The organism is Halomonas sp. KX33721 (genome assembly GCF_001596805.1).
Lineage (GTDB): Bacteria > Pseudomonadota > Gammaproteobacteria > Pseudomonadales > Halomonadaceae > Vreelandella > Vreelandella aquamarina.
Genome location: NZ_LVIA01000020.1, coordinates 191,744 through 214,834 on the forward strand (window position 1 = coordinate 191,744; position 23,091 = coordinate 214,834).

Here is a 23,091-nt window from a genome sequence, read left to right on the forward strand (position 1 = left end):
GGCATGGCAGTTCAATCATTAAGCTTTCAAGGCGTCACTACCGCCGAACAAGTTAACAAAATCACCACCGCACTGATGATGCTTGACGGCGTCGATAGCGCCGAAGTGGGGCGCTATGGGGCGGAAGTGGAGGGTCGTGCTAAGCGAGAAGCGCTAATTAAAGCGGTTGAAAAACTTAATCTTCGCGTCAAGGTATCGTAATGCATCCGCCTATCGTGGTGATTAGCGAACGAAATAGCGTTTTTCGTCAGCGTATCGAGGTAAGTGGTATGGAAGATCTCTATGCCGATGTACCCACTGCGATGGGGGGCGATGATAGTGCCCCGGACCCCCACGACTATTTCGATATCGCGTTGGGAACCTGTAAGGCAATTACGGTCCAAATGTACGCCAAGCGCAAACAGTGGCCACTGGAAGGCATCACCGTCAAGGTTCAACGTGACGATAGCGAAGAGCGCAAAGGCGTTTACAAGCTAGATGTGACGTTAGAATTGCATGGCATCAGCGATCCAGAACAGCGAGCAAAGCTGGAAGACATTAGCCACCGCTGTCCGATTCAGCGCCTGATGACCCAGGCAACGATAGAGATAGCGACCCATACCGCGTAGGCCTACTTCCTCAACAGGAGCAACGATGAGCAAGGAATTTCGTCTGCAGTCAAAATTTCAGCCTGCGGGCGACCAGCCTGCGGCCATACGCGGGTTGATCAGTGGTTTGGAATCCGGGCTTGCCCATCAAACGCTGCTCGGGGTCACCGGTTCAGGTAAAACCTTCACCATGGCCAATGTGGTGCAGCAACTTCAGCGGCCCACCATCGTGATGGCGCCGAACAAAACCCTGGCGGCACAGCTGTACGGCGAATTTAAATCGTTTTTCCCCGATAACGCTGTTGAGTACTTCGTCTCCTACTACGACTACTACCAGCCCGAAGCCTATGTGCCCTCGTCAGATACGTTTATTGAGAAGGATGCCTCAATCAATGACCATATTGAGCAGATGCGTCTTTCCGCTACGAAAGCGTTACTGGAGCGCCGTGATGCGCTAATCGTGGTATCCGTATCGGCGATCTACGGCTTGGGTGATCCAGACCAATACTTGAAAATGCGGCTGCACTTCACTCGTGGCGAGCTTATCGACCAACGAGCCTTCCTGCGCCGTTTGGCAGAGCTTCAGTACACCCGCAACGATATGGATTTCCGTCGCGGTACTTACCGCGTGCGGGGCGACGTGATTGATATCTTCCCGGCGGATTCGGATGAGGAAGCGGTGCGCGTTGAGCTTTTCGACGACGAAATAGATTCTATCCGTTTATTTGACCCGCTCACTGGCGATGTGCGCGGGCAAGTCCCAAGGATGACGATTTACCCAAAATCCCACTACGTGACGCCTCGTGAGACCATTCTAGAAGCCATCGAATCCATCAAAGCAGAACTCAAAGAGCGCTTGGAATGGCTGCGTAAGCACGAGCGTTTAGTAGAGGCCCAGCGGCTTGAGCAGCGTACGCTTTACGATATTGAGATGATGCTGGAGCTGGGGTACTGCAACGGTATTGAAAACTACTCTCGCTACCTCTCTGGCCGTGCACCTGGTGAGCCACCGCCCACGTTTTTTTGATTACCTGCCGGATGATGCGCTGCTGTTTATCGATGAGTCACACGTGAGCGTGCCCCAAGTAGGCGGGATGTACAAAGGCGACCGTTCGCGTAAAGAGACACTGGTCGAGTATGGTTTCCGCCTGCCGTCAGCGTTGGATAACCGCCCCATGAAGTTTGAGGAGTGGGAGGCTATATCGCCACAAACGATCTTCGTATCCGCAACACCAGGCAACTATGAAGCTGAGCACGCAAGCCAGATCGTCGAACAAGTCGTTCGGCCAACTGGGCTGTTGGATCCGCAAATTGAAGTACGCCCGGCCAGCACGCAAGTCGATGATCTGCTGTCGGAGATCGGTTTGCGAACAGCGGTAGGCGAGCGGGTGCTCGTTACTACTTTAACCAAGCGCATGGCAGAAGACCTGACTGATTACCTTGATGAGCATGGTATTCGCGTGCGCTACTTACATTCCGATATTGATACGGTCGAGCGGGTGGAAATTATCCGTGACCTACGCCTGGGCAAGTTTGACGTGCTGGTGGGCATCAACTTGCTGCGGGAGGGGTTGGATATTCCTGAAGTCTCTTTGGTGGCGATTCTGGATGCCGATAAAGAGGGTTTCCTGCGCGCCGAACGCTCGTTAATTCAAACCATTGGTCGTGCAGCGCGTAACGCCAACGGTAAAGCGATTTTATATGGCGACCGCATTACGGACTCCATGCGGAAAGCAATTGATGAGACCGAGCGTCGACGCCATAAACAGATGGCGCATAACGAGAAGCACGGCATTACCCCCACGACGGTTACCCGCTCGGTTGCAGATATTCTAGAAGCCGCGCAGACGCCAGGTAAGAAGAGCAGTCGGCGTAAGGGCAATGAGCGTAAGGTGGCCGAGCTTAAAGGCGGTTACGATGTGACCGCCATGAGTAAGCAAGACTTGCTCACGGCCATTAGTAAGCTTGAAGATGCCATGTTTGAAGCGGCTCAAAATCTCGAGTTTGAAGAAGCGGCGCGGTTGCGCGACCAGCTCCATCAAATGAAAGAGAAGCAGCTGGCGCTAGGATAAGCGATGTCTGAAGATCCAGAGATTCGCCGCGCAGCGATCGCATTGAAAAACAGATTGGCGGTTCAGCGTATTTGAGCGCGCCGGGCTCTCGTGCCATCGTTGCGGCAGTGTGATTGAGCGCATGATGGTCGGGTCTCGGCGGCTATACTCTTGCCCACAATGACAGCCTTCTCCTTGGGATAAATTTTATACCGTTATCTTAATAGCTATGTTCAAACAATCAGACCAAAGCGCTACGTAACAGCAAGCGGTTACTCGGTGCATTGGCTGCCGCGTGAGTCTCAATACGGTATACTTCCCGCACACTTAGACGGCCGCGAAGGCTGCAGCCAAGACGATAACCGAGGAGCTGTTAATCCATGACCGTGATTCGCCAGGACGACGTGATCCAAAGCGTTGCCGATGCTCTGCAGTACATCTCTTACTACCACCCGAAAGATTTCATCGATGCGATGGCCGCCGCTTACGAGCGTGAAGAGAACCCCGCCGCAAAGGATGCCATCGCTCAGATTTTGATTAACTCGCGCATGTGCGCAACAGGGCACCGCCCAATTTGCCAGGATACCGGCATCGTGACAGTGTTCGTTCACGTAGGTATGAACGTCACATGGGACGCCGAGCTAAGCCTCGACGACATGATCAACGAAGGCGTGCGCCGCGCCTACCAACTGCCGGATAACGTACTGCGCGCCTCGGTTCTTGCCGACCCGGATGGCAAGCGCCAGAACACTAAAGACAACACGCCCGCCATCATTCACCACAAAATTGTGCCGGGCGATAAGGTCGATATTCATGTGGCAGCGAAGGGCGGCGGTAGCGAGGCGAAATCGAAGTTTGCCATGCTCAACCCCTCCGATAGCGTGGTCGACTGGGTGATGGAACAGCTTCCCAAAATGGGTGCTGGCTGGTGCCCGCCGGGTATGCTTGGCATTGGTATTGGCGGTACCGCTGAAAAAGCAATGGAAATTGCCAAAGAAGCGCTATTAGATCCTATCGATATTCAAGAGCTTCAGGCCCGTGGCGCAAGCAACCGTGCCGAAGAGCTGCGCCTTGAGCTGTTCGATAAGGTGAACAAAAGCGGTATTGGTGCCCAGGGCCTAGGTGGCCTGACCACGGTACTGGATATCAAAGTCAAAGATTATCCGACCCACGCTGCCAATAAGCCGGTGGCGATCATTCCCAACTGTGCAGCCACCCGGCATGCGCATTTCACGCTGGATGGCTCTGGCCCTGTAGCCTTGCCGGCTCCGAAGCTGGAAGACTGGCCGGAGATTACCCGTGAAGCAGGCGATAACGTCAAGCGTGTCAATTTAGACACTGTCACGCCCGAAGAAGTCAAAACCTGGCAGCCCGGTGATACACTGCTGTTAAACGGCAAACTGCTGACGGGCCGCGATGCTGCCCACAAGCGTATGGTGGATATGATCGCCAAAGGCGAGCCGCTGCCGGTCGACATGAAAGGGCGCTTTATCTATTACGTTGGCCCAGTCGACCCGGTCGGCAATGAAGTGGTTGGCCCTGCAGGCCCCACCACGGCCACACGCATGGATAAGTTCACTCGGACGATGCTGGAGGAGACTGGTTTGCTGGGTATGGTCGGCAAAGCAGAGCGCGGCCAAGCTGCCATTGAAGCGATCCGTGACAACCAAGCAGTGTATCTCATGGCAGTGGGTGGCTCTGCTTATCTGGTTGCCCAAGCGATCAAAAAGTCACGCGTGGTGGGCTTTGAAGACTTGGGAATGGAAGCCATCTACGAATTTGAGGTGGAAGACATGCCGGTCACGGTAGCGGTAGATAGCCAAGGCACCTCTGTTCACCAGACAGGCCCGGCTAAATGGAAAGAAATTATTGCCGAAAAAGCATGATACGCTGAGGTGATATAGGCGTTGCTTAACCACAGGAGCCCCGTTCTAACGGGGCTCCTGTTTATGGAGTAGTCAGAAATAACAGGTCCTAACGGATGGTGAGGAATAGCGAATGGCCTCTTGGTTGCTAGGGACAGGGATCATGCTGATTCACGTGCTGGGAATGATCTCGGCGGTGATGGCATTAATGTCGAGCCGTACGTCACAGGGTGCAGTGGCGTGGATTATCTCACTGCTAACCTTTCCCTATGCGGCGGTGCCAGCGTACTGGCTGTTTGGCAGGCCACGTTTTTATGGGTATGTGACGGCAAGAGGTGCCAGGGATTCGGTGTTGCGCCGAGTGCTCGTTCGCTATCGACATAACGTAAAGCCCCATGTCGCTATTTCCGACAATACCGATATTCAAGCGGTTGAACAATTAGCGATGATGCCGCTGACGAAAGGCAATAGCACCGAGCTGTTAATTGATGGCGATGCCACTTTTGACAGCCTATTTGCAGGTATTAATCAAGCGCAGGATTATCTGCTGATCCAGTTCTTTATCGTTCGCGATGATGAGTTAGGCAGGCAGCTCCAGCAGCATCTGATTGCAGCGGTTAAGCGCGGTGTGCGCGTTTATTTTCTATATGACGAAATTGGTAGCCGTAAACTAAATGACGGCTATTTAAATGAATTAAGTACAAGTGGCGCAGAGGTCACACCTTTCCGCTCATCACGCGGGCTAAAACACCGCTTTCAGCTCAATTTCCGTAACCATCGAAAAATTGCCGTAGTAGATGGCAAGCAGGGGTGGATAGGCGGCTTTAACGTCGGCAACGAGTATCTTGGCAAAAGTGCTAAGCACGGCCCTTGGCGAGACACCCATTTGAAAGTGCAGGGGCCGTGTGTACTAGGGCTGCAAGAAGCCTTTTGGGAGGATTGGCACTGGGCAACAGGCGATGTCATTACCTTGAACTGGCACGCGGAAAGTCACCCACAGCAAGATCAGCAAGTGGTGATTGTGCCTTCCGGCCCAGCCGATAAGCAGGATACGGCTGGATTACTTGTTCAACAGCTGATTCATAGCGCCAACCAGCGGTTTTGGGTTACGAGCCCCTATTTCGTACCTGATCAGGGCGTCCAAGACTCTTTACGATTGGCAGCTATGCGAGGCGTCGACGTGCGCGTCATGATCCCGGAGCGCCCCGACCATTTGCTGGTATTCCTCTCTGCGTTCTCTTTTTTGCCGGATATGTTAAAAGCGGGTGTGAAAATATACCGTTATCAACCTGGGTTTCTACATCAAAAAGTCATGCTTGTCGACCATTCATACGCCACTGTAGGTACGGTAAATCTGGATAATAGGTCGTTTCGGTTAAATTTTGAAATCACTGCGTTCATTCCCAGCGCCGATTTTGCCAACGATGTTGCCACCATGCTGGAAGCTGATTTTTCCAAGTGCCGCCGAGTGACTCTCGATGAAGTGAGTCAGCGCCCCATGTGGAAAAAAGTCGTGTCCCGTGCTGCTTATTTAATGGCACCCGTACAGTAATCGTTTGCCCCAACCAAATGACGCAAGCCATCAACGTTCAAATAACAGGAGTCATGGGTGAATCTAGAAACAAAATGGCTAGAAGACTTCGTCGCACTGGCGAATACCCGCAGTTTTTCTGCCTCTGCCCGACAGCGCCATGTCACCCAGCCTGCGTTTAGTCGGCGTATTCGGGCATTAGAGCAGGCAGTTGGCGTTACCTTAGTGGACCGATCAACGACGCCGATTGGCTTAACCTCAGAAGGGCAGCTATTTTTGGTGACCGCCCGCAACTTAGTTGAACAGTTAAACGAATCGCTCAGCCATTTGCGAGGGCTCTCCATTGCCAACGAAGCATTGGATATCGTCGCGGCGCACTCGTTAGCGCTCAGTTTTTATCCGCCGTGGATCTCTAGGCTACAAAAAGGGCTAGGGGAGTTGCCAACGCGTTTGGTTGCCATGAACGTCGGTGAAGCCATTCATGTGCTGCGTGAGGGGAACTGTGACTTAATGCTGGCTTACTACGACCCTTTCGCCACAATGCAATTAGATGCGGAGGTATTTCCTTCGTTTTCGATCGGCAAGGTCAAGATGCTTCCTGTTTCGCTGCCTGACGAGCATGGGAAACCGTTGTTCTCTTTGCAGCGCGATAGCTCCATTCCTTATCTGGCCTATACTCAGGGGGCGTTTCTAGGTCGCAGCGTGCGGATGCTGCTGAAAAACGACCCGCTGCGCATGAAGCTTAGAACGGTCTACGAAACCGCCATGGCTGAAGGTTTGAAGGGCATGGTATTACAGGGCGTAGGGGTTGCCTGGATTCCTGATTTCTGTATTCGTGAGGAGCTAAAAACCGGTAAGCTTGTGCGAGCAGGCGATGAGAGTTGGGACATTCCACTGGAAATTCGCCTCTATCGCTGCTCGCTGGTCCACAAGCCGGGAGTAGAGCGCTTATGGCGGCAGATGATGAAACTGCCGCGTGATTTCCTGCAGGCTTAAAGAGAGCCAAAATCGGCGGGTAAGCCAAGGAAATTCTGAATAATAAAGAAGTGATCCTCAAAGAGGCTCTCTGGCTCCAAGTCGGCGAGTGCCACCCAGCGGGCATGGTCGCCGCCCTTAACGGGTTTAAGGCGCGGCAGCTGCTGGTCAGGCCGCAAAGCAAAGTAGAAAGCTTCGGCTAGTGTGCGACCTCGCCAGCTACGGTGGGGCTCATCAAACAGCCGCTGGCCACGCAGAGAGCCTTTCAATACCGGTTCTGGCACTTTTAAGCGCAACCGTTCGCGCAGCTCACGCAAACAGGCATCTAGTAATCGCTCATGGGGATTGATAAACCCACCGGGCAGCGCGAATAGGCCTTTCCCAGGAGCCGCAGTACGCTTCACCAGTAATACGTGCCCTGATTGCACAACAACCGCGTTAACGGTGACAAAGATAGGGGTGTAGGGTGCCTGTGACCATGCTTGTCGATACTGATCGAGCAACTGCTGCTCTTCCAATAGTCGATGATAGTCCTCGCCTTTGCAGAATTTACTCACGCTTTCTACCACGCCAGGGGGCAAGTCATGGTAAGCCCCCGTACTGAGATAATCATCGGTTGAGCCAGGTGAGCGGAAAAGCCGCTCTCTAATTTGGCTGGCCGAAATGCCCTCCACGAGCGGTACGCTCACCGACTCCCATTGGGGAAAAAGCGATAAATAGTAGCTGGACTGCCCACGACTTGCGCCGATGAGACCAATCCTTGGCAACCGTGCATTGGCGGGAGCTGCTAAATCGCGCACTTTCCGCTGTACGTCCCTGACCCATACATCGTCGTTGTAAAGCGCATCCAGAAGCGGAGTGATTTCAAGTCGTTGATTATCCGCATTATCAAATCCTGAGCGGATCATGGCTTGGCGCTCATCAAAATGCCACGGGTTACGAAGCGAGCGCGCCTGCCAGGAGGAGCCCACCATGACGATTACCTGTCGAGCCTGTTTAAGGGCTTCGCGGATGATGGCAAGGTGGCCTAAATGGGGAGGCTGAAAGCGACCAATAAATACTAAGCAATCAAAGTCATAAGACGTTACAGACCGAGCTGCATCTGAGTTCATTGCGTGTCCTTGATTGCTGAAAATGTGAGAATAAAGCGTTGCCATTATGGTCGGCCCCATCAGCCTCTGCAACGCAATCATACCTGCGCTGAGCGTTTTCATTGGGTATGCTTATTGATTAATCAGTATATAAGCGTTGTATGAAAACGCTGTGATTTGCTTTTAAGGGAATGATGATGCTTAAGCGCACGCTCGTTTTTTGGTGGAAGGTAATTCAAGATGCAACGTCACTCTGGCTTGAGCGTAACGCGTTTAGCTACGCTGGGTCGCTGGCGTTCTACACGCTGTTCTCGTTAGCTCCCACGGTGATTATTGCGGTTACAGTGATTGGCGTGGTCCTCGGCGAAGAGGCGGCTCATGGTCAGATCGTGGCGCAGTTACAAGGAACCTTAGGCACAGAAGCTGCCTTGGCAATAGAGCAGGCGGTTGCCCAGTCTCGCATTGAAGAGTCGGGGGTTCTGCCCACAATTCTTGGCTTTATTGCCCTTGTAATCGGTGCAACGACCGTATTTGCGCAGATGCAGTTCTCGCTGAATACCATTTGGGGGGTTAGAGCGAAGCCAAATAGCAACAGCGCACTTATTTTTATCAAAAACCGTTTGTTATCGTTAACCGTTGTACTGTCTATCGGCTTTATTTTGCTGGTGTCGCTAGTGCTTGGAGTGGTGCTTCGCGGCATGCTAGACGCGACAAACGACCTGTTGCCATTTGCAAGCCTACTAACCACCACCGCCGAGTCGTTAATATCGCTTGCCATGGTCGCTCTGCTGTTTGCGACTATTTTTAAAGTGCTGCCCGATGTAGTGCTACGCTGGCAGGATGTCTTCATTGGTGCAGTGGTGACAGCAGTGCTGTTTACCATTGGTCGCAGTGTTATTACCATTTACCTCGCCTACACGGCCACGGCATCCACCTATGGTGCGGCGGGTTCGGTGGTTATGATTTTACTATGGGTATACTACAGCTCGCTTATCTTACTCTTTGGTGCAGCGTTCACACGCTCGTTGCTACTACGACGTGGGCGTCCACTGGTGCCCCGCAATAGCGCTGTTCTGGTTAAGCATGAGCTGCTTTAACGACGGAGGAGTTTGTCATGGCCCATTGCTGCGTACGTGCCTACATAACAGGAAAAGTGCAGGGAGTATGGTACCGGCGTGCCACTCAAGAGCAGGCATTGATGCGTGGCTTAACCGGCTACGCTAAGAACCTGCCTGATGGCAGGGTTGAAGTGCTAATGTGCGGGCCCTCTTCAGCCGTTGCCGAGCTTAGCCAATGGCTTTGGCAGGGCCCAGAAGGGGCGCGGGTGACCCATGTCACACTTGAAACACTGGATGCTCATCACTACGCTCCTGACCACTTTTCGACCTATTAGGCACACGTTTAGTGTGCCTAGCTGGCAAGTTAGTGATTCTCTGTCTGCCACGCACGAATATTGTCGGCGGTTAAGCCGACGATGTTTTGCCGTGCTTCGGGCGTGATCCACGCGTTGTGCGGCGTTACGATCAGATTGAGGGGTTCTGCATTCGCCAGCGCATCTAATAGTGCGTGTCCATCTTTGGGTGGTTCGACAGGTAGCACATCGACGGCTAGACCACCGATGCTACCGCTACGAAGCGCTTCCAGCGCGGCTTCTTCATCAATAATACCGCCACGAGCGCAATTGACGATTAGCAGTGACGGCTTTGCTTTCGCTAGACGCTCTTTGTTGAGAAGGTGCTTAGTAGCATCGTTCAGTGGGCAGTGCAGGCTAATCACATCTGCCGAGGGCAGTAGGTCATCCAGCGAAGGTCGCTGATCGTTTTGCTCGTTGCCAGGACGGGCGGCAAACGTGACCTGCATACCAAACGCCTCTGCAAGCCGAGCCACTTCAGACCCCAGCTCTCCTTGACCCACCATCACCAACTGCTTGCCAGCAAGCTGGAGTGTTGGGTGATCTTGTAAGCAGAAAAAATCACTCGCTTGCCATTTCCCATCGGCAATATCCGCTTGATAGCGGGGTAAGCGATTCGCCAGTGATAACATCAGCATCAGCGTGTGCTGCGACACACTAGCGGTGCCATAGGCCGACACGTTTTTTAACTGTAATGTTGTGGGCTTTGGCAGCATCTAGGTCAATGTTATTCAAGCCAGTGGCCAGCACGCAGATCAATCGTAACGAAGGAAGCTGTGAAAGCGTCTCAGCATCCAGCCTTACTTTATTGACGATGGCAATTTCGGCATCTGCTAGGCGTTCACGCGCCTGCGCTGTGGTGCTTTGCTGATGTATTTCTAAGTGCGTGACGGCATCACGAATAGCCGTCAAATCAATGTCAGGGCCAAGGCTTTGGGCATCCAGTATGACCGCATTGGGCATTTTATTTCTCCATTAACTGCCGAAAGCCGCTTGGCCTTGCTCGGCAGGGGGCACAAAAGGGTATAATGACCGCTCTATCGACCGCAGTCTTGGAATTTATCCCGACAGGCCACATATTGTCAGCCTGGTAGCATTAAGTTTGCCACGACACTGTCAACATAAAACCTGTCGGAGTTGAGCTTTTCAGGAGCCATCAACATGCCCATCTATGAGTACGAGTGCAAGGCCTGCGGCCATCGCATGGAAAAACTTCAGAAAATTAGCGCCGATCCGTTAACAAGCTGTCCTGCGTGTCAGCAAGATGATCTAGAGCGCTTGGTCTCAGCAGCCGGGTTCCGCTTAGCGGGTGGCGGTTGGTACGAAACTGATTTCAAAACAGGTAGCAAAAAGAATTTAGCTGCCGACGGACAAGCAGCGGGTAGCGCGAAAAGCGATGTCGGCAGCACGTCAACGAAAAAAGGCGCCGCGGCGTAGCCGCGGCTGTCAGGGCCTTTAAAGGCTCAAGACAACTTAATTGCCACGAAACAGAACAGGATGTGACATGCGCAGCCATTATTGCGGCCAGCTTAACGAAACATTGGTGGATCAAACGGTCACCGTTTGCGGTTGGGTTCACCGCCGTCGTGACCACGGTGGGGTTATCTTTCTCGACATGCGTGACCGTGATGGTATCGCTCAGTTTGTCGTAGACCCCGATACCGCCGAGGCGTTTGCTAATGCCGACCGTGCACGCAGCGAATATGTTCTGCGCATTACTGGTCGTGTTCGGCTGCGTCCTGAAGGCACCCAGAACCCCAACATGCCCACCGGCATGATTGAAGTGCTGGCCAAAGAAGTTGAAGTACTGAATAGCGCAGCGACACCGCCTTTCCAGCTTGATGAGCATGGCAAAGTCGGTGAGGAAGTGCGTCTGAAACACCGCTATATTGATCTACGCCGCCCGGATATGATCGAAAAACTGCGGCTTCGTTCGCGTATTTCTCATAACGTACGTGCTTACCTAGAAAACCAAGGCTTTCTAGATATTGAAACGCCTGTGCTGACACGAGCTACGCCTGAAGGTGCCCGGGACTACCTCGTGCCTAGCCGTACTCACGCGGGCAGCTTCTTTGCACTGCCACAGTCTCCCCAGCTGTTTAAGCAGCTGCTGATGGTGGCGGGTTTTGACCGCTACTACCAAATCGCAAAGTGCTTCCGCGATGAAGACCTGCGCGCTGACCGTCAGCCTGAATTCACACAGATCGATATCGAAGCCTCTTTCGTGGAAGAAGACGACATCATGGGCATTACCGAAGCCATGATTCGCCAACTGTTCCAGGAAGTGCTGAGCGTCGAACTGCCGGAATTCCCGCGTATGACCTGGCAAGAAGCCATGGATCGCTTTGGTTCGGATAAACCCGATCTGCGTATTCCGCTGGAGCTCACCGACGTTGACGACCTGATGCAGCAGGTTAGTTTCAATGTGTTCTCAGGGCCGGCAAGGCAGAAGATGGCCGCGTGGCGGCTCTTAAAGTACCGGGTGGTGCCAAGCTTTCCCGTAAAGAGATCGACGAATACACCAAGTTCGTAGGTATCTACGGTGCTAAAGGCCTTGCCTGGATCAAAGTCAACGAGCGTGCCAAAGGGCTAGATGGCCTGCAGTCGCCGATCGTTAAGTTCATGGAAAACGTGGTCGAAGAGCTGCTTGATCGTGTCGGCGCTGAAGATGGTGACATTATCTTCTTCGGTGCGGATAAAGCGCGTATCGTCAACGAAGCCATTGGTGCGCTGCGTGTCAAGCTGGGTGCCGACCTGAACCTTTACACTCAAGCCTGGGCGCCGCTGTGGGTCGTTGACTTCCCCATGTTCGAAGCCGACGACAATGGCCGTCTAAGCCCGCTTCACCACCCGTTTACAGCGCCCTCCTGCTCGCCGGAAGAGCTGAAAGCAGACCCGGCTAAAGCGCTTTCTCGCGCTTACGACATGGTGCTCAACGGTACCGAGCTGGGTGGTGGCTCTATCCGTATCCACAACCAAACCATGCAAAGCACCGTGTTTGATATTTTGGGGATCGGCGAAGAAGAAGCACAAGAGAAGTTCGGCTTCCTGCTGGATGCCTTGCAGTATGGCGCACCGCCCCATGGCGGCTTGGCCTTCGGTCTGGACCGCTTAGTCATGCTCATGGCCGGTGCGAAAACCATTCGTGAAGTCATCGCCTTCCCGAAAACCCAAAGTGCTGCTTGTTTGATGACCGATGCACCGGGTGAAGTCAGCGCTGATCAGCTCAAAGAGCTGAACATTCGCTTACGCCAAAAAGCCAAAGCGGAAGCAGCGGGCGAGTAAGACCGCCTTCACGTTTTGACGAGTACAACACCGACGCTTAGCGTCGGTGTTTTTGTTTTAGGCAGTGCCAAGAGAAAAATCCATGGACGAAAAACAGCTGGCGACCACGGTCAGAATTTTAGGCATTGACCCAGGCTCACGTATCACCGGTTACGGCGTGATTGATCTAATAGGCGTGAAGCCTCGCTATGTGGCCAGTGGCTGCATTCGTACGGCTGATGGTGCACTGGAGCAGCGTTTGGCGCAAATATATGCCGGTATTAGCGAATTGATTGGCCTGCACCGCCCTGATGCTGTTGCAGTAGAGCGGGTTTTTATGGCTAAAAATGCTGATTCGGCCCTCAAGCTAGGCCAAGCCCGCGGCGCAGCATTGGTTTGTTTGGCTAACCATGGGCTGAGTATCGCGGAGTACGCCGCTCGGCAGATTAAGCAAGCGGTAACCGGGCAGGGCGGCGCTGATAAAAGCCAGGTGCAGCATATGGTCACCACGCTGCTCGGCCTGTCGGCGACACCCCAGGCAGATGCCGCCGATGCACTAGCCATTGCACTGACCCACGCTTTTGCTGGCAACGCCCTGGTGGCGGCGACTCCTTCACGCAGTAAGCGCCGCTCATCAGGGCGATGGCGGCTCTAGGCATTACTGGTCATCTGTACAGAGTGGCTTTATAGTGGCTGCTGTTTTGATTGGCTGCGAGGCATATGATGATTGGACGTTTAACCGGCCTGTTGTTGGAAAAACAGCCGCCCTGGATGGTGGTAGATGTGCATGGCGTTGGTTATGAGCTTGAAGCCTCCATGAACACCTTTGTAGCGCTGCCCGCTCCCGGCGAGCAGGTGTCACTCTATACCCATCTCACCATCCGTGACGATGCGCATTTGCTCTATGGGTTTGGGCGAGAGCATGAGCGAGCGCTGTTTCGCGCCTTGATCAAAGTGAATGGCGTAGGGCCGAAACTTGCGTTAGCGATCCTGTCGGGCATGGATGAAGATGCCTTTATGCGCTGTATCAGAGATGACGACAGCAAAGCGCTGACAAAACTGCCAGGCGTTGGTAAAAAAACGGCGGAACGGTTGATTATCGAAATGCGTGACCGCTTTCCTGAGTGGGAGCATGGCAACGATGCGCCGTTGGCTCTTGAAGCGACAAGCGGGCGAGCTGCTCCAAGGGATCATTTGGCGGATGCCGAAGCAGCCCTGGTGAGCTTGGGTTATAAGCTGACAGAAGCGACGAAAATGTTAGCCGACGTCGACCCCAATCAAACTACCGAAGCTTTGATCAAAGCCGCGTTAACCAAACGCATGTCCGGTTAGACCAGCACGAGTGCAATAGCGTGTACTCATTAGTCAGCACTCTAGAAGAGTCTTTATGTTAGAACACGACCGATTAATTGCCGCTGAGCCAGAGCAGGGCGAAGTGCGCATCGACTATGCTATTCGTCCGAAACATCTCAAAGACTATATTGGCCAGCCTCGGGTTCGCGAACAGCTTGAGATTTTTATTGGAGCAGCCAGGCTACGCGAAGAGAGCTTAGACCACACGCTGGTGTTCGGTCCGCCAGGCTTAGGTAAAACGACGTTGGCGAATATTATCGCTACTGAAATGGGCGTGGGGCTTAAATCTACTTCTGGCCCGGTGCTGGAGCGCGCGGGGGATCTAGCCGCTATGCTGACCAATCTTGAGCCGGGCGATGTGCTGTTTATCGATGAAATCCATCGCCTCTCGCCCGTGGTGGAAGAGGTCCTTTATCCCGCGATGGAGGACTTTCAGCTCGATATCATGATTGGCGAAGGGCCCGCCGCACGTTCTATTAAACTTGACCTGCCCAGATTTACGCTGGTGGGCGCCACCACTCGTGCGGGGTTGTTGACCTCGCCGCTGCGTGACCGCTTTGGTATCGTTCAGCGTCTTGAGTTTTATAACCTGGAAGAGCTGACCGAGATTGTCGCCCGCTCAGCACGGCTACTAGGCGTTGAAACCAGCCATGAAGGTGCCATTGAAGTCGCGCGCCGCTCCCGTGGTACGCCGCGTATCGCCAACCGACTGTTGCGCAGAGTGCGGGACTACGCCGAAATAAAGGGCGATGGCGTTGTGGATGTGACATTAGCGGATGCGGCGCTCAATATGCTAAATGTCGATCACCACGGTTTGGATCACATGGACCGCCGTTTACTGCTGGCGATGATCGACAAATTCGATGGTGGCCCGGTGGGCGTTGACTCACTCTCTGCCGCCATCGGTGAAGAGCGCGATACCATCGAAGATGTGATTGAACCTTATCTGATTCAGCAGGGGCTAATGATGCGTACACCAAGAGGCCGTGTGGTGACTCGTCAAGCCTGGCTACACTTTGATAAGACGCCCCACGAACAGTCAATTGATGTTGAGGGAGAACGTCGGCCATGACGGGCGAATTTAGCATACCAGTGCGTGTTTACATGGAAGATACTGACGCCGGTGGAATTGTCTACTACGTTAACTACCTGAAGTTTATGGAACGGGCGCGCAGCGAGTGGCTAAGAGAATTAGGCCTTAACCAGCAAACGTTGCTAGACGAAGGTACACAGCTAGTGGTATACCGCATGGCCTGCCACTATGCCAAACCCGCACGATTGGATGAGGCACTGACGGTAACTGCCAACATTGCGGAAAAAGGTCGTTGCCGGATGACATTTGAACAACAGGTTCGGCGCGACGAGGAACTCTTGTGCTCCGCAACAGTCGAGATAGCCTGCTTAAACGCTACGACACTGCGTCCAAAAGCGTGGCCATTGTCGCTTAACACCACACCCCAGTCGAAAACGACATTAATTGATTGATGAGGGCAACTGTGAACGATAACACCATGTCCATTCCCCACTTAATAATGAGTGCCAGCATTGTGGTACAGCTGGTCATGCTGCTGCTAGTGGTGGGGTCAATCCTCTCATGGGTGGTGATCTTTCAGCGCAGCATTGCGCTACGCCGAGCCAAGCAAGAGTACAACCAGTTTGAAGAGTCGTTTTGGTCAGGTGTTGACCTAAACGAGCTCTACCGCGAAATTCCTGCTGATGCCCCTCGTCATGGAGCGGAGCACATTTTCCAGGCAGGTTTTCGGGAATTTAACCGCCTAATGCCTAAAACCCGCAGTGCCGATACGGTACTGGAAGGTGTCCAGCGCAGCATGCGAGTCGCCTGGTCGCGGGAAGAAGACCGCCTGACCCAACATCTTGTTTTTCTGGCAACGGTTGCCTCCGCCAGTCCTTATATCGGCTTATTTGGTACGGTATGGGGCATTATGGGCTCATTCCAATCACTTTCCATGACCCAGCAAGCGACACTAGCGACTGTTGCACCCTGGATTGCAGAAGCGCTGATTGCCACGGCAATGGGACTTTTCGCAGCGATTCCCGCTGTTATTTTCTACAACCGTCTATCCAATAACGCTTCTCGCTTACTGGGTAAATATGAAGACTTTGCTGAAGAGTTTCACGCAATCTTGCACCGTAACTTGCAAGGACGTGACGGCAAACCTAGCGCTAGTTAAGGGAGTCTGCCATGCAAGGTCCGTTCAATCGTAGTGGCAAAAGCAAGCCGATGGGGGAGATCAACGTTGTCCCTTTTATCGACGTGATGCTGGTACTGCTTGTCATTTTTATGATTACTGCTCCCATGCTGACACAAGGCGTTCAAGTAGATCTGCCTCAAGTCACCTCTGAGCCTATTGAAACCCAGGAAGATAATGACCCGATCATCATCTCGGTAGATCGCGATGGCGGCTACTTTATTACTCTGGGAGAAGATTCGACGGCGGTTTCTCTGGAGCAAATGTCGGAGCGAGTGACTGCTATTCTTCAGCGTCGTCCCGGTACGCCTGTGATGGTGCGCGGAGATCGCAATGTGCCTTATGGCCAGATTGTGCTGCTGATGAGCACACTGCAGAGTTCGGGTGTCGCCAACGTAGGGCTGCTCTCAGAGCCGCCCCAAGATGGTTAAGGGCGAGTCGCACATGGCTGTAAAACCACCGCGTGACCCACAAGACGTTGGCTACACGTGGCCAACGATTTTGGCTGTTGCCGTGCACTTGCTCGTGGTTATCTTTAGCTTGGTCAAGCTGCCCAGCATGTCGGCGGAACCAGACTCTTCTTCGATCGTACAAGCGACGTTCGTGAGCACGGAAACGTTCACTGATCAGGCCCAGCAAGTCACTGAGCAACAGGCCGCAATGAACAATGCCTCTGAACCCGAAGAGCCCGATCCAGAGCCGCCTAGCGATGAGCCTTCCGCGGCGGAGCAGCAAGCTGCCGCCGAGGCAGCCCAGCGCGAAGCAGAAGCTGAGGCAGCGGAACAGGCTCGCGCGCTAGAACAAGCCCAAGCAGAAGCTGAAGCCGAAGCCGAAGCCCAGCGTCGCGCAGAAGAAGCTGAGCGATTAGCCGAACAGCAAGCGGCAGAAGCCCAAGCACGTGAAGCGGAAGAGCAGCGTGCGCAGGCAGAGGCCGAAGCCCAGCGCCAGCGTGAAGCGGAAGCAGAGCGTGCACGGGCGGAAGCCGAGGCTCAGCGCCAACGTGAGGCTGAAGAGCAACGCGCTCGGGAAGAAGAGGCCCAACGTGCCCGTGAAGCAGAAGCCCAACGCCAGCGCGAAGCGGAAGAACAACGTGAGCGTGAAGCCGAAGCGCAGCGCCAGCGGGAGGAAGAAGCTCGTCGCCAACGGGAAGCGGAGGAGCAGCGCGCTCGCGAAGCAGAAGCCCAGAAACAGCGTGAAGCAGAAGAGCGTCGTGCTGCTGAGGCAGCCGAAGCGGCCATGCAACGTCAGTTAGCAGGCGAGGCAGAAGCGGCCGCTAATGCACAGCAGGCCCAACAGGCGGCAAACAGCTTTATTAACATTGTCCGGCGTGCTGTAGAGCAAGCGTGGGTTATCCCTCCAGGAGCGAGCAACGCAATGAGTGCTACGATACAAGTGAGGCTTGGTCCATCGGGTGAGCTACTAGCGACCTCTGTCGCTTCATCCAGCGGTGATAGTGCTTTTGATCGCTCAGCTATGCAGGCGGTGGAACATGCAGCACCGTTTGGCGAGTTACGTGACTTGCCAGCGGAACAGCAGCGTACTTTACGTCAATTTAATCTGCGATTTACCCCGGGGGATGTTCGCTGATGCAAACGTTAAGCAAAATGTGGCTTTTTTGCGTACTGCTACTAATCAGCAGCGTAGCAAGCGCTAATTTAACCATTGAGATAACGCGTGGTAGCGATCAGGCGTTGCCTATCGGGGTCGTGCCATTCGCAGGCAGCGAAGGCCTACCTGAAGATGTCGCGCAAATTGTACAAGACGACCTTGAACGCAGCGGATTTTTCGCACCGCTAGAGCGTAGTGCTATGTTCGACCGTCCAAGCCAAGCGTCTGACGTAGAGTTTGGCACTTGGAGATCGCTGGACGTGCGTTATCTCGTCGTTGGGCGCGCGCAGCAGACAGGCAACGGTTATGAGTTGCAGTTCGACCTGGTCGATATTAGCGGCCAACGTCCCATGATCAGTGAAACCGTGACTGCCAGTGGCAACGACCTTCGTGGTGCGGCGCACTACATCAGTGACCAAATTTTCGAGGCGATTACCGATATTCGCGGCGCTTTCTCAACCCGCATTGCTTACGTTACGGCTCAGGGCCTAGGCGATAACATGCAGTTTGGGTTGTATGTGGCTGATGCCGATGGCCGTCGAAGCCAGCAGGTGCTGACCTCGGATCAGCCCATTATGTCGCCCGCTTGGTCGCCGGATGGCCGCAAGCTGGCGTATGTCTCTTTCGAAACAGGCAAGGCGTCTATCTACATCCAAGACGTTAATACAGGTCAGCGCGTTCAAGCCACCTCATTTGGTGGTATCAATGGTGCGCCAACATGGTCGCCAGATGGCCGTCGTATCGCCATGTCGTTATCCAAAGACGGTCAGCCAGAAATTTACGTGCTGGACGTAGCTAACCGTTCGCTGGACCGTATTACTAACAGCAACAGTATCGATACCGAGCCCGCGTGGTCTCCTGATGGTCGTAGCTTGATTTTTACGTCGGATCGCAGCGGTGGCCCGCAGATTTATCAAACCTCGTTAGGCAGTGGAGAGACCAACCGACTGACCTTTACGGGCAACTACAACGCCCGTGCACGCTTTTCGCCAGACGGTGAAGAAATCTTTTTGATTCACCGTTCCAGCCGCGGTTTTCAAGTGGCGAAGCAGAATCTTGAGAGTGGCCGCTTAGTGGTATTAAGCGAATCAACAAGAGATGAATCTCCTAGTGTTGCGCCGAACGGGACCATGGTAATCTTCGCTACCCAACAGGGTGGTAGCGGAGTACTAAGTGCCGTTTCAGCCGATGGCCGCTCGTCATTTAGGTTGCCCGCAGCACAAGGTGATGTACGTGATCCCGCGTGGTCACCTTTCTTAAATTAATAGATGAACAGCACTAACTTCTGTTTTCAGGCAAGGAGTCTGATTATGCAACTTAAGCCGTTGGCTCGCTCATTAGCAGTCGCTTTATCTATCGTAGTTATCGCTGGCTGTTCCAGCACCGGCGGAACCCAAGACGGAGACTCGTACGGAAGCCAGGATGGCAGCAGTATGGGGTCTAGCACGTCTGGTGTTGGCACTAGTGGTCAGTATGGCTCAACGTCAGGTTCTGGCGCTGCTGGTCAGCAGGCGGATTCTCGTATTCCTGAAGTACGCACTATTTACTTCGATTACGATCGCGATACCATTAAGAGCGAATACGAATCTGTGGTAATGGCTCATGCGCGCTACCTGCGTGCTAACCCGAACGCCCGCGTTGTTCTTCACGGTCACACCGACGAACGCGGTACCCGTGAATACAACATGGCGCTAGGTGAGCGTCGTGCGGGAGCCGTACAGCGTTTCCTGAATATTCAGGGTGTATCTCCTTCACAAATGAGCGTGGTTAGCTACGGTGAAGAGCGTCCGGCAGTGAGTGGCCAAAACGAAAGCGCCTACTCGCAAAACCGTCGCGTCGTCTTTAACTACTGATAGTATTGGCGTGCCCTGGCACGCCAACTGTATCACTCGGAGCTATCATGAATCACAGTCTCAAACGCTATTTTGAGAGGCTGTGCGGTGCGGGAGCCATAGCGCTCCCGCTGTCCGTATTGCCTTTATCCCTTCTGTCAGCATCCGCCTTGGCGCAGCAGCCGCTGGTCCAAGACCTCTCCTCAGGTTCGTCCAATAGCTTTTATCAGCAAACTCAGCGGCAAGAGTCGTCAGGCGGTAATCTTGTCCTGTTTAACCAAGTGCAAGAGCACCAGCAGGAAATTCAACAGCTGCGTGGCCAGATTGAAGAACTGCGTCACCAGTTAGAGCAACTGCGAAACCAATCGCAGCAGCAATACCTGGATATTGAAGACCGCTTGATGAGCAGCGCGCCCAGTCAAATTGAGCAGGCAACGCCTCAAGTTGAGCCAGAAGTAGCGGAGCAGGTTGTGCAAGCGCCTTCCGCCCGTAATGTAAGTGAAGACGCACAAGCGGCTTATCAAGCTGCATTTGCCCACGTTCAGGCGCGCCAGTTTGAAGATGCTATTGCGGCCTTTGAGTCCTTTGTGGCCGACCACCCAGAAAGTAGCTTGACGGCGAACGGCCATTACTGGCTGGGCGAACTTTATGCTGCAGAGGGTGAGTTAGATGCAGCTGATCAAGCCTTCACGCGCGTTATTGAGCAGTACAACGGTAGTACCAAAGTACCCGATGCGCTCTACAAACTCGGCTTGGTTAAGGCGCGTAAAGGCGAAGCAGAGCGTAGCCGCGAGCTGTTGGAACAAGTGCGGGATGACTATCCCCAAAGCAGTGCCGCTGGGTTGGCCAATGACTTCTTACGCCAGTCGGCGGGTTAATACCGTTTACTTTTTTAGCTTCAAGGAAACCTCATGAGCTGCAAAATCGACTATCAACCAGCGCCCAATCTGCTAGAAAATCGCGTCGTGTTGGTAACCGGTGCGGGAGATGGGATTGGCCGCGCGGCGGCATTAACCTATGCCCGTCATGGGGCTACCGTTATATTGCTAGGCCGCACTATTGCTAAACTTGAACGCGTTTATGATGAAATTGAAGCGGCTGGCGGGCCACAGCCGGCTATTTTTCCGCTCAATTTTGAAGGGGCGACACTCAAAGATTTTCACGATATGGCAGAAACGCTGGATAAAGAGTTTGGCCGTCTAGATGGGTTATTGCACAACGCTGGGCTGCTTGGCCGCATTACTCCGTTCGAGCAGTATAATCCCGAACTGTGGGGTCAGGTAATGCAGGTCAATATCAATGGTCCCATCTGGATGACTCAAGCGCTGCTGCCATTGCTCCAGGCGTCTGATGATGCATCGGTTATCTTCACTTCCTCCAGCGTTGGCCGTAAAGGGCGTGCGTATTGGGGTGCCTATTCTGTGTCAAAATTCGCCACAGAAGGATTTATGGAGGTGCTGGCTGATGAATTAGAGAATCAGACGAATGTTCGAGTGAATACGCTGAATCCAGGTGCTACGCGTACCCAAATGCGCCGCACTGCTTACCCAGGTGAAGATCCGTTTACACTGCGTACGCCTGAAGAGGTCATGCCCACTTACCTATGGCTGATGGGGCCTGATAGTAAAGGCGTTAGCGGCCAGAAGTTTGATGCCCAGCCGCCACGCGTCTAACGTTTCCACACTGGCGAAGGCTAATCAGTGCGGTGGTCATGAAGAGCGGCTACCAGCTCATCACACGTTGTAAACCACAGGTCGGCAGGCCAGCTCTGGTAGTCGTCTTCTTCACTGATATAGCCATAGCCCACGGCGACAGCCGTCATACCGGCTGCTTTAGCCGCTTGCATATCGCGAACATGGTCGCCGATATACCAGCACGCTTCGGGGGAAACACCGAGGCGTTTTGCTGCTTCCCAAAGCGGCTCAGGCGCAGGTTTTTTAACACTTAAGTCATCAGCGCAGAGCAACGCCCCTGGCGTTAGCGCCAGCGCTTCCAAAAGCGGCAAGGTATAGCGCCGCGGTTTATTAGTCACAATTCCCCAAAGTCGCTCTTCACTGTGCCACTGCGTTAGCCACTCATTTAACGGCTCGAAAAGCTTGCTATGGACCGCCACTGCTTGCTCGTAAGCATCCAGCAAGAACTGCCTTGCCTCATCATGCTCGTCACTACCGCTTTCAAGGCCAAGCGCCAGCGTGACCAGGGCGCTGCCACCATTAGACACTTGCCCACGTATTTCCTGGAACGGCAGGGCCGCTAAGCCGTGATGGGCTCTTAACGCGTTAGTTGCGGCAGCCAAGTCGGGGGCGGTATCTACCAATGTGCCATCTAAATCAAACAGTATCGCCTGGGGGGAGGGTATCAACATTTACTCGCTCGCTTTGCGGCAGTACATCATGTAATTGACGGATACATCATGAGGAACCAGACGATAGTGCCGTGTAATAGGGTTATAAGTAAGTCCCGTTTGCTCACGCACCTCAAGAGATGCCGTACGCGCCCAGTGTGCCATTTCGGAAGGGCGAATAAACTTGGCGTAGTCGTGGGTACCACGGGGCAGCAGCTTCAACACGTATTCGGCCCCTAGGATGGCAAAGGCGTAAGACTTCGGTGTGCGGTTAAGCGTTGAGAAAAATACATAGCCTCCAGGGCGAACCAGTGTACTGCAGGCACGGATAACCGAAGCGGGGTCGGGTACATGCTCCAACATCTCCATGCAGGTCACCACATCATAGTGCCCGGGCTCTTCAGCGGCTAAACCTTCAACGCTGATATGCCGGTACTCTACCGTAACGCCACTCTCTTCAGCGTGAAGCCGCGCCACCCCTAGCGGTGCTTCCCCTAGGTCAATGCCCGTCACGCTGGCTCCTCGATGGGCCATCGATTCGCTCAAAATACCGCCACCGCAACCTACATCCAGCACTTTCTTACCAGCCAGCCCAGCCCGAGCATCGATAAAGTCCAAGCGCAGAGGGTTAATATCGTGAAGCGGTTTAAATTCGCTCTCTGGATCCCACCAGCGACTGGCAAGTGCTTCAAATTTCGCAACTTCTGCGGCATCGACGTTGTCTTGATAGCGGCGAGTGGTGCTATCCTGAAGTGTCACTGACATGGTGTAACCCCCATCGGCAGTTGGTCTTGAGTGAAATGAATATGGTTTGCCATTTCGCGGTGGTTAGCGGCAAGGTGGCATCCACTCAAACGTTGAGTATTATGGTTATTCTAACCACTCCTAACGCGAAACGCATGGAAAGGAACTCAGCATGACGCCTAACACTTTATTTTATCGGCGCTTATTGGCCAGGGAGAGTATCTG

General features: G+C 53.7%; 22 protein-coding genes and 4 pseudogenes. 22 read left to right on the forward strand and 4 right to left on the reverse strand.

Annotated features, from left to right (window positions below; translation table 11 throughout):
- The first annotated feature begins 3 nt into the window (after positions 1-3).
- From A3220_RS08945 to A3220_RS08970, 7 genes and pseudogenes are all read left to right on the forward strand, one after another.
- Positions 4-201: a hypothetical protein gene (locus A3220_RS08945; protein WP_062374460.1), complete on the forward strand. Its 198-nt coding sequence runs from the start codon at positions 4-6 to the stop codon at positions 199-201.
- Complete coding sequence (locus A3220_RS08950) at positions 201-608, forward strand: OsmC family protein (RefSeq protein ID WP_062374462.1); 408 nt, start codon at positions 201-203, stop codon at positions 606-608. Before A3220_RS08945 ends, A3220_RS08950 begins: the two co-directional genes overlap by 1 nt.
- 25 nt (positions 609-633) lie before the next feature.
- Positions 634-2,659 (forward strand): annotated as a pseudogene (gene uvrB, locus A3220_RS08955) (excinuclease ABC subunit UvrB).
- 55 nt (positions 2,660-2,714) lie between these two features.
- Positions 2,715-2,822: pseudogene (locus A3220_RS17915) on the forward strand (endonuclease VIII); the annotation flags it as partial.
- A 196-nt stretch (positions 2,823-3,018) separates the two neighbouring features.
- The gene (locus tag A3220_RS08960; protein WP_044630084.1) at positions 3,019-4,524 is read left to right on the forward strand and encodes a fumarate hydratase; all 1,506 of its coding nucleotides are present in this window, start codon (positions 3,019-3,021) and stop codon (positions 4,522-4,524) included.
- 112 nt (positions 4,525-4,636) lie between these two features.
- Positions 4,637-6,055, forward strand: a complete 1,419-nt coding sequence (gene cls, locus A3220_RS08965; RefSeq protein WP_062374464.1) for a cardiolipin synthase — start codon at positions 4,637-4,639, stop codon at positions 6,053-6,055.
- A gap of 57 nt (positions 6,056-6,112) precedes the next feature.
- Entirely contained in the window at positions 6,113-7,030 is a 918-nt protein-coding gene (locus A3220_RS08970) for a LysR substrate-binding domain-containing protein (RefSeq protein ID WP_044630082.1), read from the forward strand.
- Here A3220_RS08970 and A3220_RS08975 read toward each other — a convergent pair.
- Positions 7,027-8,121: a bifunctional nicotinamide-nucleotide adenylyltransferase/Nudix hydroxylase gene (locus A3220_RS08975; protein WP_062359698.1), complete on the reverse strand. Its 1,095-nt coding sequence runs from the start codon at positions 8,119-8,121 to the stop codon at positions 7,027-7,029. The genes A3220_RS08970 and A3220_RS08975 overlap by 4 nt on opposite strands.
- Before the next feature lie 176 nt (positions 8,122-8,297).
- On the opposite strand from A3220_RS08975, the gene A3220_RS08980 reads away from it, so the two are divergent.
- Both A3220_RS08980 and A3220_RS08985 read left to right on the forward strand, forming a co-directional pair.
- Positions 8,298-9,197 (forward strand): YihY/virulence factor BrkB family protein, encoded by a 900-nt coding sequence (locus A3220_RS08980; protein ID WP_044630080.1) that lies wholly within the window; start codon positions 8,298-8,300, stop codon positions 9,195-9,197.
- A 17-nt stretch (positions 9,198-9,214) separates the two neighbouring features.
- On the forward strand, positions 9,215-9,493 hold the full coding sequence (locus tag A3220_RS08985) for an acylphosphatase (protein ID WP_044630079.1): 279 nt from the start codon (positions 9,215-9,217) through the stop codon (positions 9,491-9,493).
- Positions 9,494-9,522: 29 nt separating this feature from the next.
- Here A3220_RS08985 and A3220_RS08990 read toward each other — a convergent pair.
- A pseudogene (locus tag A3220_RS08990) lies at positions 9,523-10,474 on the reverse strand (D-2-hydroxyacid dehydrogenase).
- Between the two features lie 198 nt (positions 10,475-10,672).
- On the opposite strand from A3220_RS08990, the gene A3220_RS08995 reads away from it, so the two are divergent.
- The 13 genes and pseudogenes from A3220_RS08995 to A3220_RS09055 all read left to right on the forward strand — a co-directional run bounded on the left by A3220_RS08995 (position 10,673) and on the right by A3220_RS09055 (position 21,451).
- Positions 10,673-10,948, forward strand: a complete 276-nt coding sequence (locus tag A3220_RS08995; protein ID WP_044630077.1) for a zinc ribbon domain-containing protein — start codon at positions 10,673-10,675, stop codon at positions 10,946-10,948.
- Between the two features lie 67 nt (positions 10,949-11,015).
- A pseudogene (aspS, locus tag A3220_RS09000) lies at positions 11,016-12,796 on the forward strand (aspartate--tRNA ligase).
- Between the two features lie 82 nt (positions 12,797-12,878).
- A complete protein-coding gene (ruvC, locus tag A3220_RS09005) occupies positions 12,879-13,430 on the forward strand; it encodes a crossover junction endodeoxyribonuclease RuvC (RefSeq protein WP_044630075.1) in 552 nt (183 codons plus the stop codon).
- Between the two features lie 68 nt (positions 13,431-13,498).
- Positions 13,499-14,107 (forward strand): Holliday junction branch migration protein RuvA, encoded by a 609-nt coding sequence (ruvA, locus tag A3220_RS09010; RefSeq protein ID WP_062359690.1) that lies wholly within the window; start codon positions 13,499-13,501, stop codon positions 14,105-14,107.
- Positions 14,108-14,162: 55 nt separating this feature from the next.
- Positions 14,163-15,200, forward strand: a complete 1,038-nt coding sequence (ruvB, locus tag A3220_RS09015; protein ID WP_044630073.1) for a Holliday junction branch migration DNA helicase RuvB — start codon at positions 14,163-14,165, stop codon at positions 15,198-15,200.
- On the forward strand, positions 15,197-15,613 hold the full coding sequence (gene ybgC / locus A3220_RS09020) for a tol-pal system-associated acyl-CoA thioesterase (RefSeq protein WP_044630072.1): 417 nt from the start codon (positions 15,197-15,199) through the stop codon (positions 15,611-15,613). Before ruvB ends, ybgC begins: the two co-directional genes overlap by 4 nt.
- Before the next feature lie 11 nt (positions 15,614-15,624).
- Positions 15,625-16,320, forward strand: a complete 696-nt coding sequence (gene tolQ, locus A3220_RS09025) for a protein TolQ (RefSeq protein ID WP_054641207.1) — start codon at positions 15,625-15,627, stop codon at positions 16,318-16,320.
- Between the two features lie 11 nt (positions 16,321-16,331).
- Positions 16,332-16,769, forward strand: coding sequence for a protein TolR (gene tolR, locus A3220_RS09030; protein WP_054645020.1), 438 nt, complete (start codon positions 16,332-16,334; stop codon positions 16,767-16,769).
- 13 nt (positions 16,770-16,782) lie between these two features.
- A complete protein-coding gene (gene tolA, locus A3220_RS09035) occupies positions 16,783-17,925 on the forward strand; it encodes a cell envelope integrity protein TolA (protein ID WP_128082410.1) in 1,143 nt (380 codons plus the stop codon).
- On the forward strand, positions 17,925-19,211 hold the full coding sequence (gene tolB / locus A3220_RS09040) for a Tol-Pal system beta propeller repeat protein TolB (protein ID WP_054641209.1): 1,287 nt from the start codon (positions 17,925-17,927) through the stop codon (positions 19,209-19,211). The genes tolA and tolB overlap by 1 nt, the downstream gene beginning before the upstream one ends.
- A 45-nt stretch (positions 19,212-19,256) precedes the next feature.
- On the forward strand, positions 19,257-19,799 hold the full coding sequence (gene pal, locus A3220_RS09045; RefSeq protein WP_044630067.1) for a peptidoglycan-associated lipoprotein Pal: 543 nt from the start codon (positions 19,257-19,259) through the stop codon (positions 19,797-19,799).
- A 47-nt stretch (positions 19,800-19,846) separates the two neighbouring features.
- Entirely contained in the window at positions 19,847-20,656 is an 810-nt protein-coding gene (gene ybgF / locus A3220_RS09050; RefSeq protein ID WP_044630066.1) for a tol-pal system protein YbgF, read from the forward strand.
- Positions 20,657-20,689: 33 nt separating this feature from the next.
- Positions 20,690-21,451 (forward strand): YciK family oxidoreductase, encoded by a 762-nt coding sequence (locus A3220_RS09055; protein WP_062359686.1) that lies wholly within the window; start codon positions 20,690-20,692, stop codon positions 21,449-21,451.
- Positions 21,452-21,471: 20 nt separating this feature from the next.
- Here A3220_RS09055 and A3220_RS09060 read toward each other — a convergent pair whose 3' ends face one another.
- Together A3220_RS09060 and ubiG are read right to left on the reverse strand one after the other, a co-directional pair.
- A complete protein-coding gene (locus A3220_RS09060) occupies positions 21,472-22,143 on the reverse strand; it encodes an HAD-IA family hydrolase (RefSeq protein WP_044630064.1) in 672 nt (223 codons plus the stop codon).
- Complete coding sequence (ubiG, locus tag A3220_RS09065) at positions 22,144-22,887, reverse strand: bifunctional 2-polyprenyl-6-hydroxyphenol methylase/3-demethylubiquinol 3-O-methyltransferase UbiG (protein ID WP_044630063.1); 744 nt, start codon at positions 22,885-22,887, stop codon at positions 22,144-22,146.
- Positions 22,888-23,091 lie beyond the last annotated feature (204 nt).

Bases quoted from the DNA above. Each gene is read 5' to 3' on its own strand.
- A3220_RS08945 (WP_062374460.1), top strand. From the start codon at position 4: ATGGCAGTTCAATCATTAAGCTTTCAAGGCGTCACTACCGCCGAACAA.
- A3220_RS08950 (WP_062374462.1), top strand. From the start codon at position 201: ATGCATCCGCCTATCGTGGTGATTAGCGAACGAAATAGCGTTTTTCGT.
- A3220_RS08960 (WP_044630084.1), top strand. From the start codon at position 3,019: ATGACCGTGATTCGCCAGGACGACGTGATCCAAAGCGTTGCCGATGCT.
- cls (WP_062374464.1), top strand. From the start codon at position 4,637: ATGGCCTCTTGGTTGCTAGGGACAGGGATCATGCTGATTCACGTGCTG.
- A3220_RS08975 (WP_062359698.1), bottom strand. From the start codon at position 8,121: ATGAACTCAGATGCAGCTCGGTCTGTAACGTCTTATGACTTTGATTGC.
- A3220_RS08980 (WP_044630080.1), top strand. From the start codon at position 8,298: ATGCTTAAGCGCACGCTCGTTTTTTGGTGGAAGGTAATTCAAGATGCA.
- A3220_RS08985 (WP_044630079.1), top strand. From the start codon at position 9,215: ATGGCCCATTGCTGCGTACGTGCCTACATAACAGGAAAAGTGCAGGGA.
- A3220_RS08995 (WP_044630077.1), top strand. From the start codon at position 10,673: ATGCCCATCTATGAGTACGAGTGCAAGGCCTGCGGCCATCGCATGGAA.
- ruvC (WP_044630075.1), top strand. From the start codon at position 12,879: ATGGACGAAAAACAGCTGGCGACCACGGTCAGAATTTTAGGCATTGAC.
- ruvA (WP_062359690.1), top strand. From the start codon at position 13,499: ATGATTGGACGTTTAACCGGCCTGTTGTTGGAAAAACAGCCGCCCTGG.
- ruvB (WP_044630073.1), top strand. From the start codon at position 14,163: ATGTTAGAACACGACCGATTAATTGCCGCTGAGCCAGAGCAGGGCGAA.
- ybgC (WP_044630072.1), top strand. From the start codon at position 15,197: ATGACGGGCGAATTTAGCATACCAGTGCGTGTTTACATGGAAGATACT.
- tolR (WP_054645020.1), top strand. From the start codon at position 16,332: ATGCAAGGTCCGTTCAATCGTAGTGGCAAAAGCAAGCCGATGGGGGAG.
- tolA (WP_128082410.1), top strand. From the start codon at position 16,783: ATGGCTGTAAAACCACCGCGTGACCCACAAGACGTTGGCTACACGTGG.
- tolB (WP_054641209.1), top strand. From the start codon at position 17,925: ATGCAAACGTTAAGCAAAATGTGGCTTTTTTGCGTACTGCTACTAATC.
- pal (WP_044630067.1), top strand. From the start codon at position 19,257: ATGCAACTTAAGCCGTTGGCTCGCTCATTAGCAGTCGCTTTATCTATC.
- ybgF (WP_044630066.1), top strand. From the start codon at position 19,847: ATGAATCACAGTCTCAAACGCTATTTTGAGAGGCTGTGCGGTGCGGGA.
- A3220_RS09055 (WP_062359686.1), top strand. From the start codon at position 20,690: ATGAGCTGCAAAATCGACTATCAACCAGCGCCCAATCTGCTAGAAAAT.
- A3220_RS09060 (WP_044630064.1), bottom strand. From the start codon at position 22,143: ATGTTGATACCCTCCCCCCAGGCGATACTGTTTGATTTAGATGGCACA.
- ubiG (WP_044630063.1), bottom strand. From the start codon at position 22,887: ATGTCAGTGACACTTCAGGATAGCACCACTCGCCGCTATCAAGACAAC.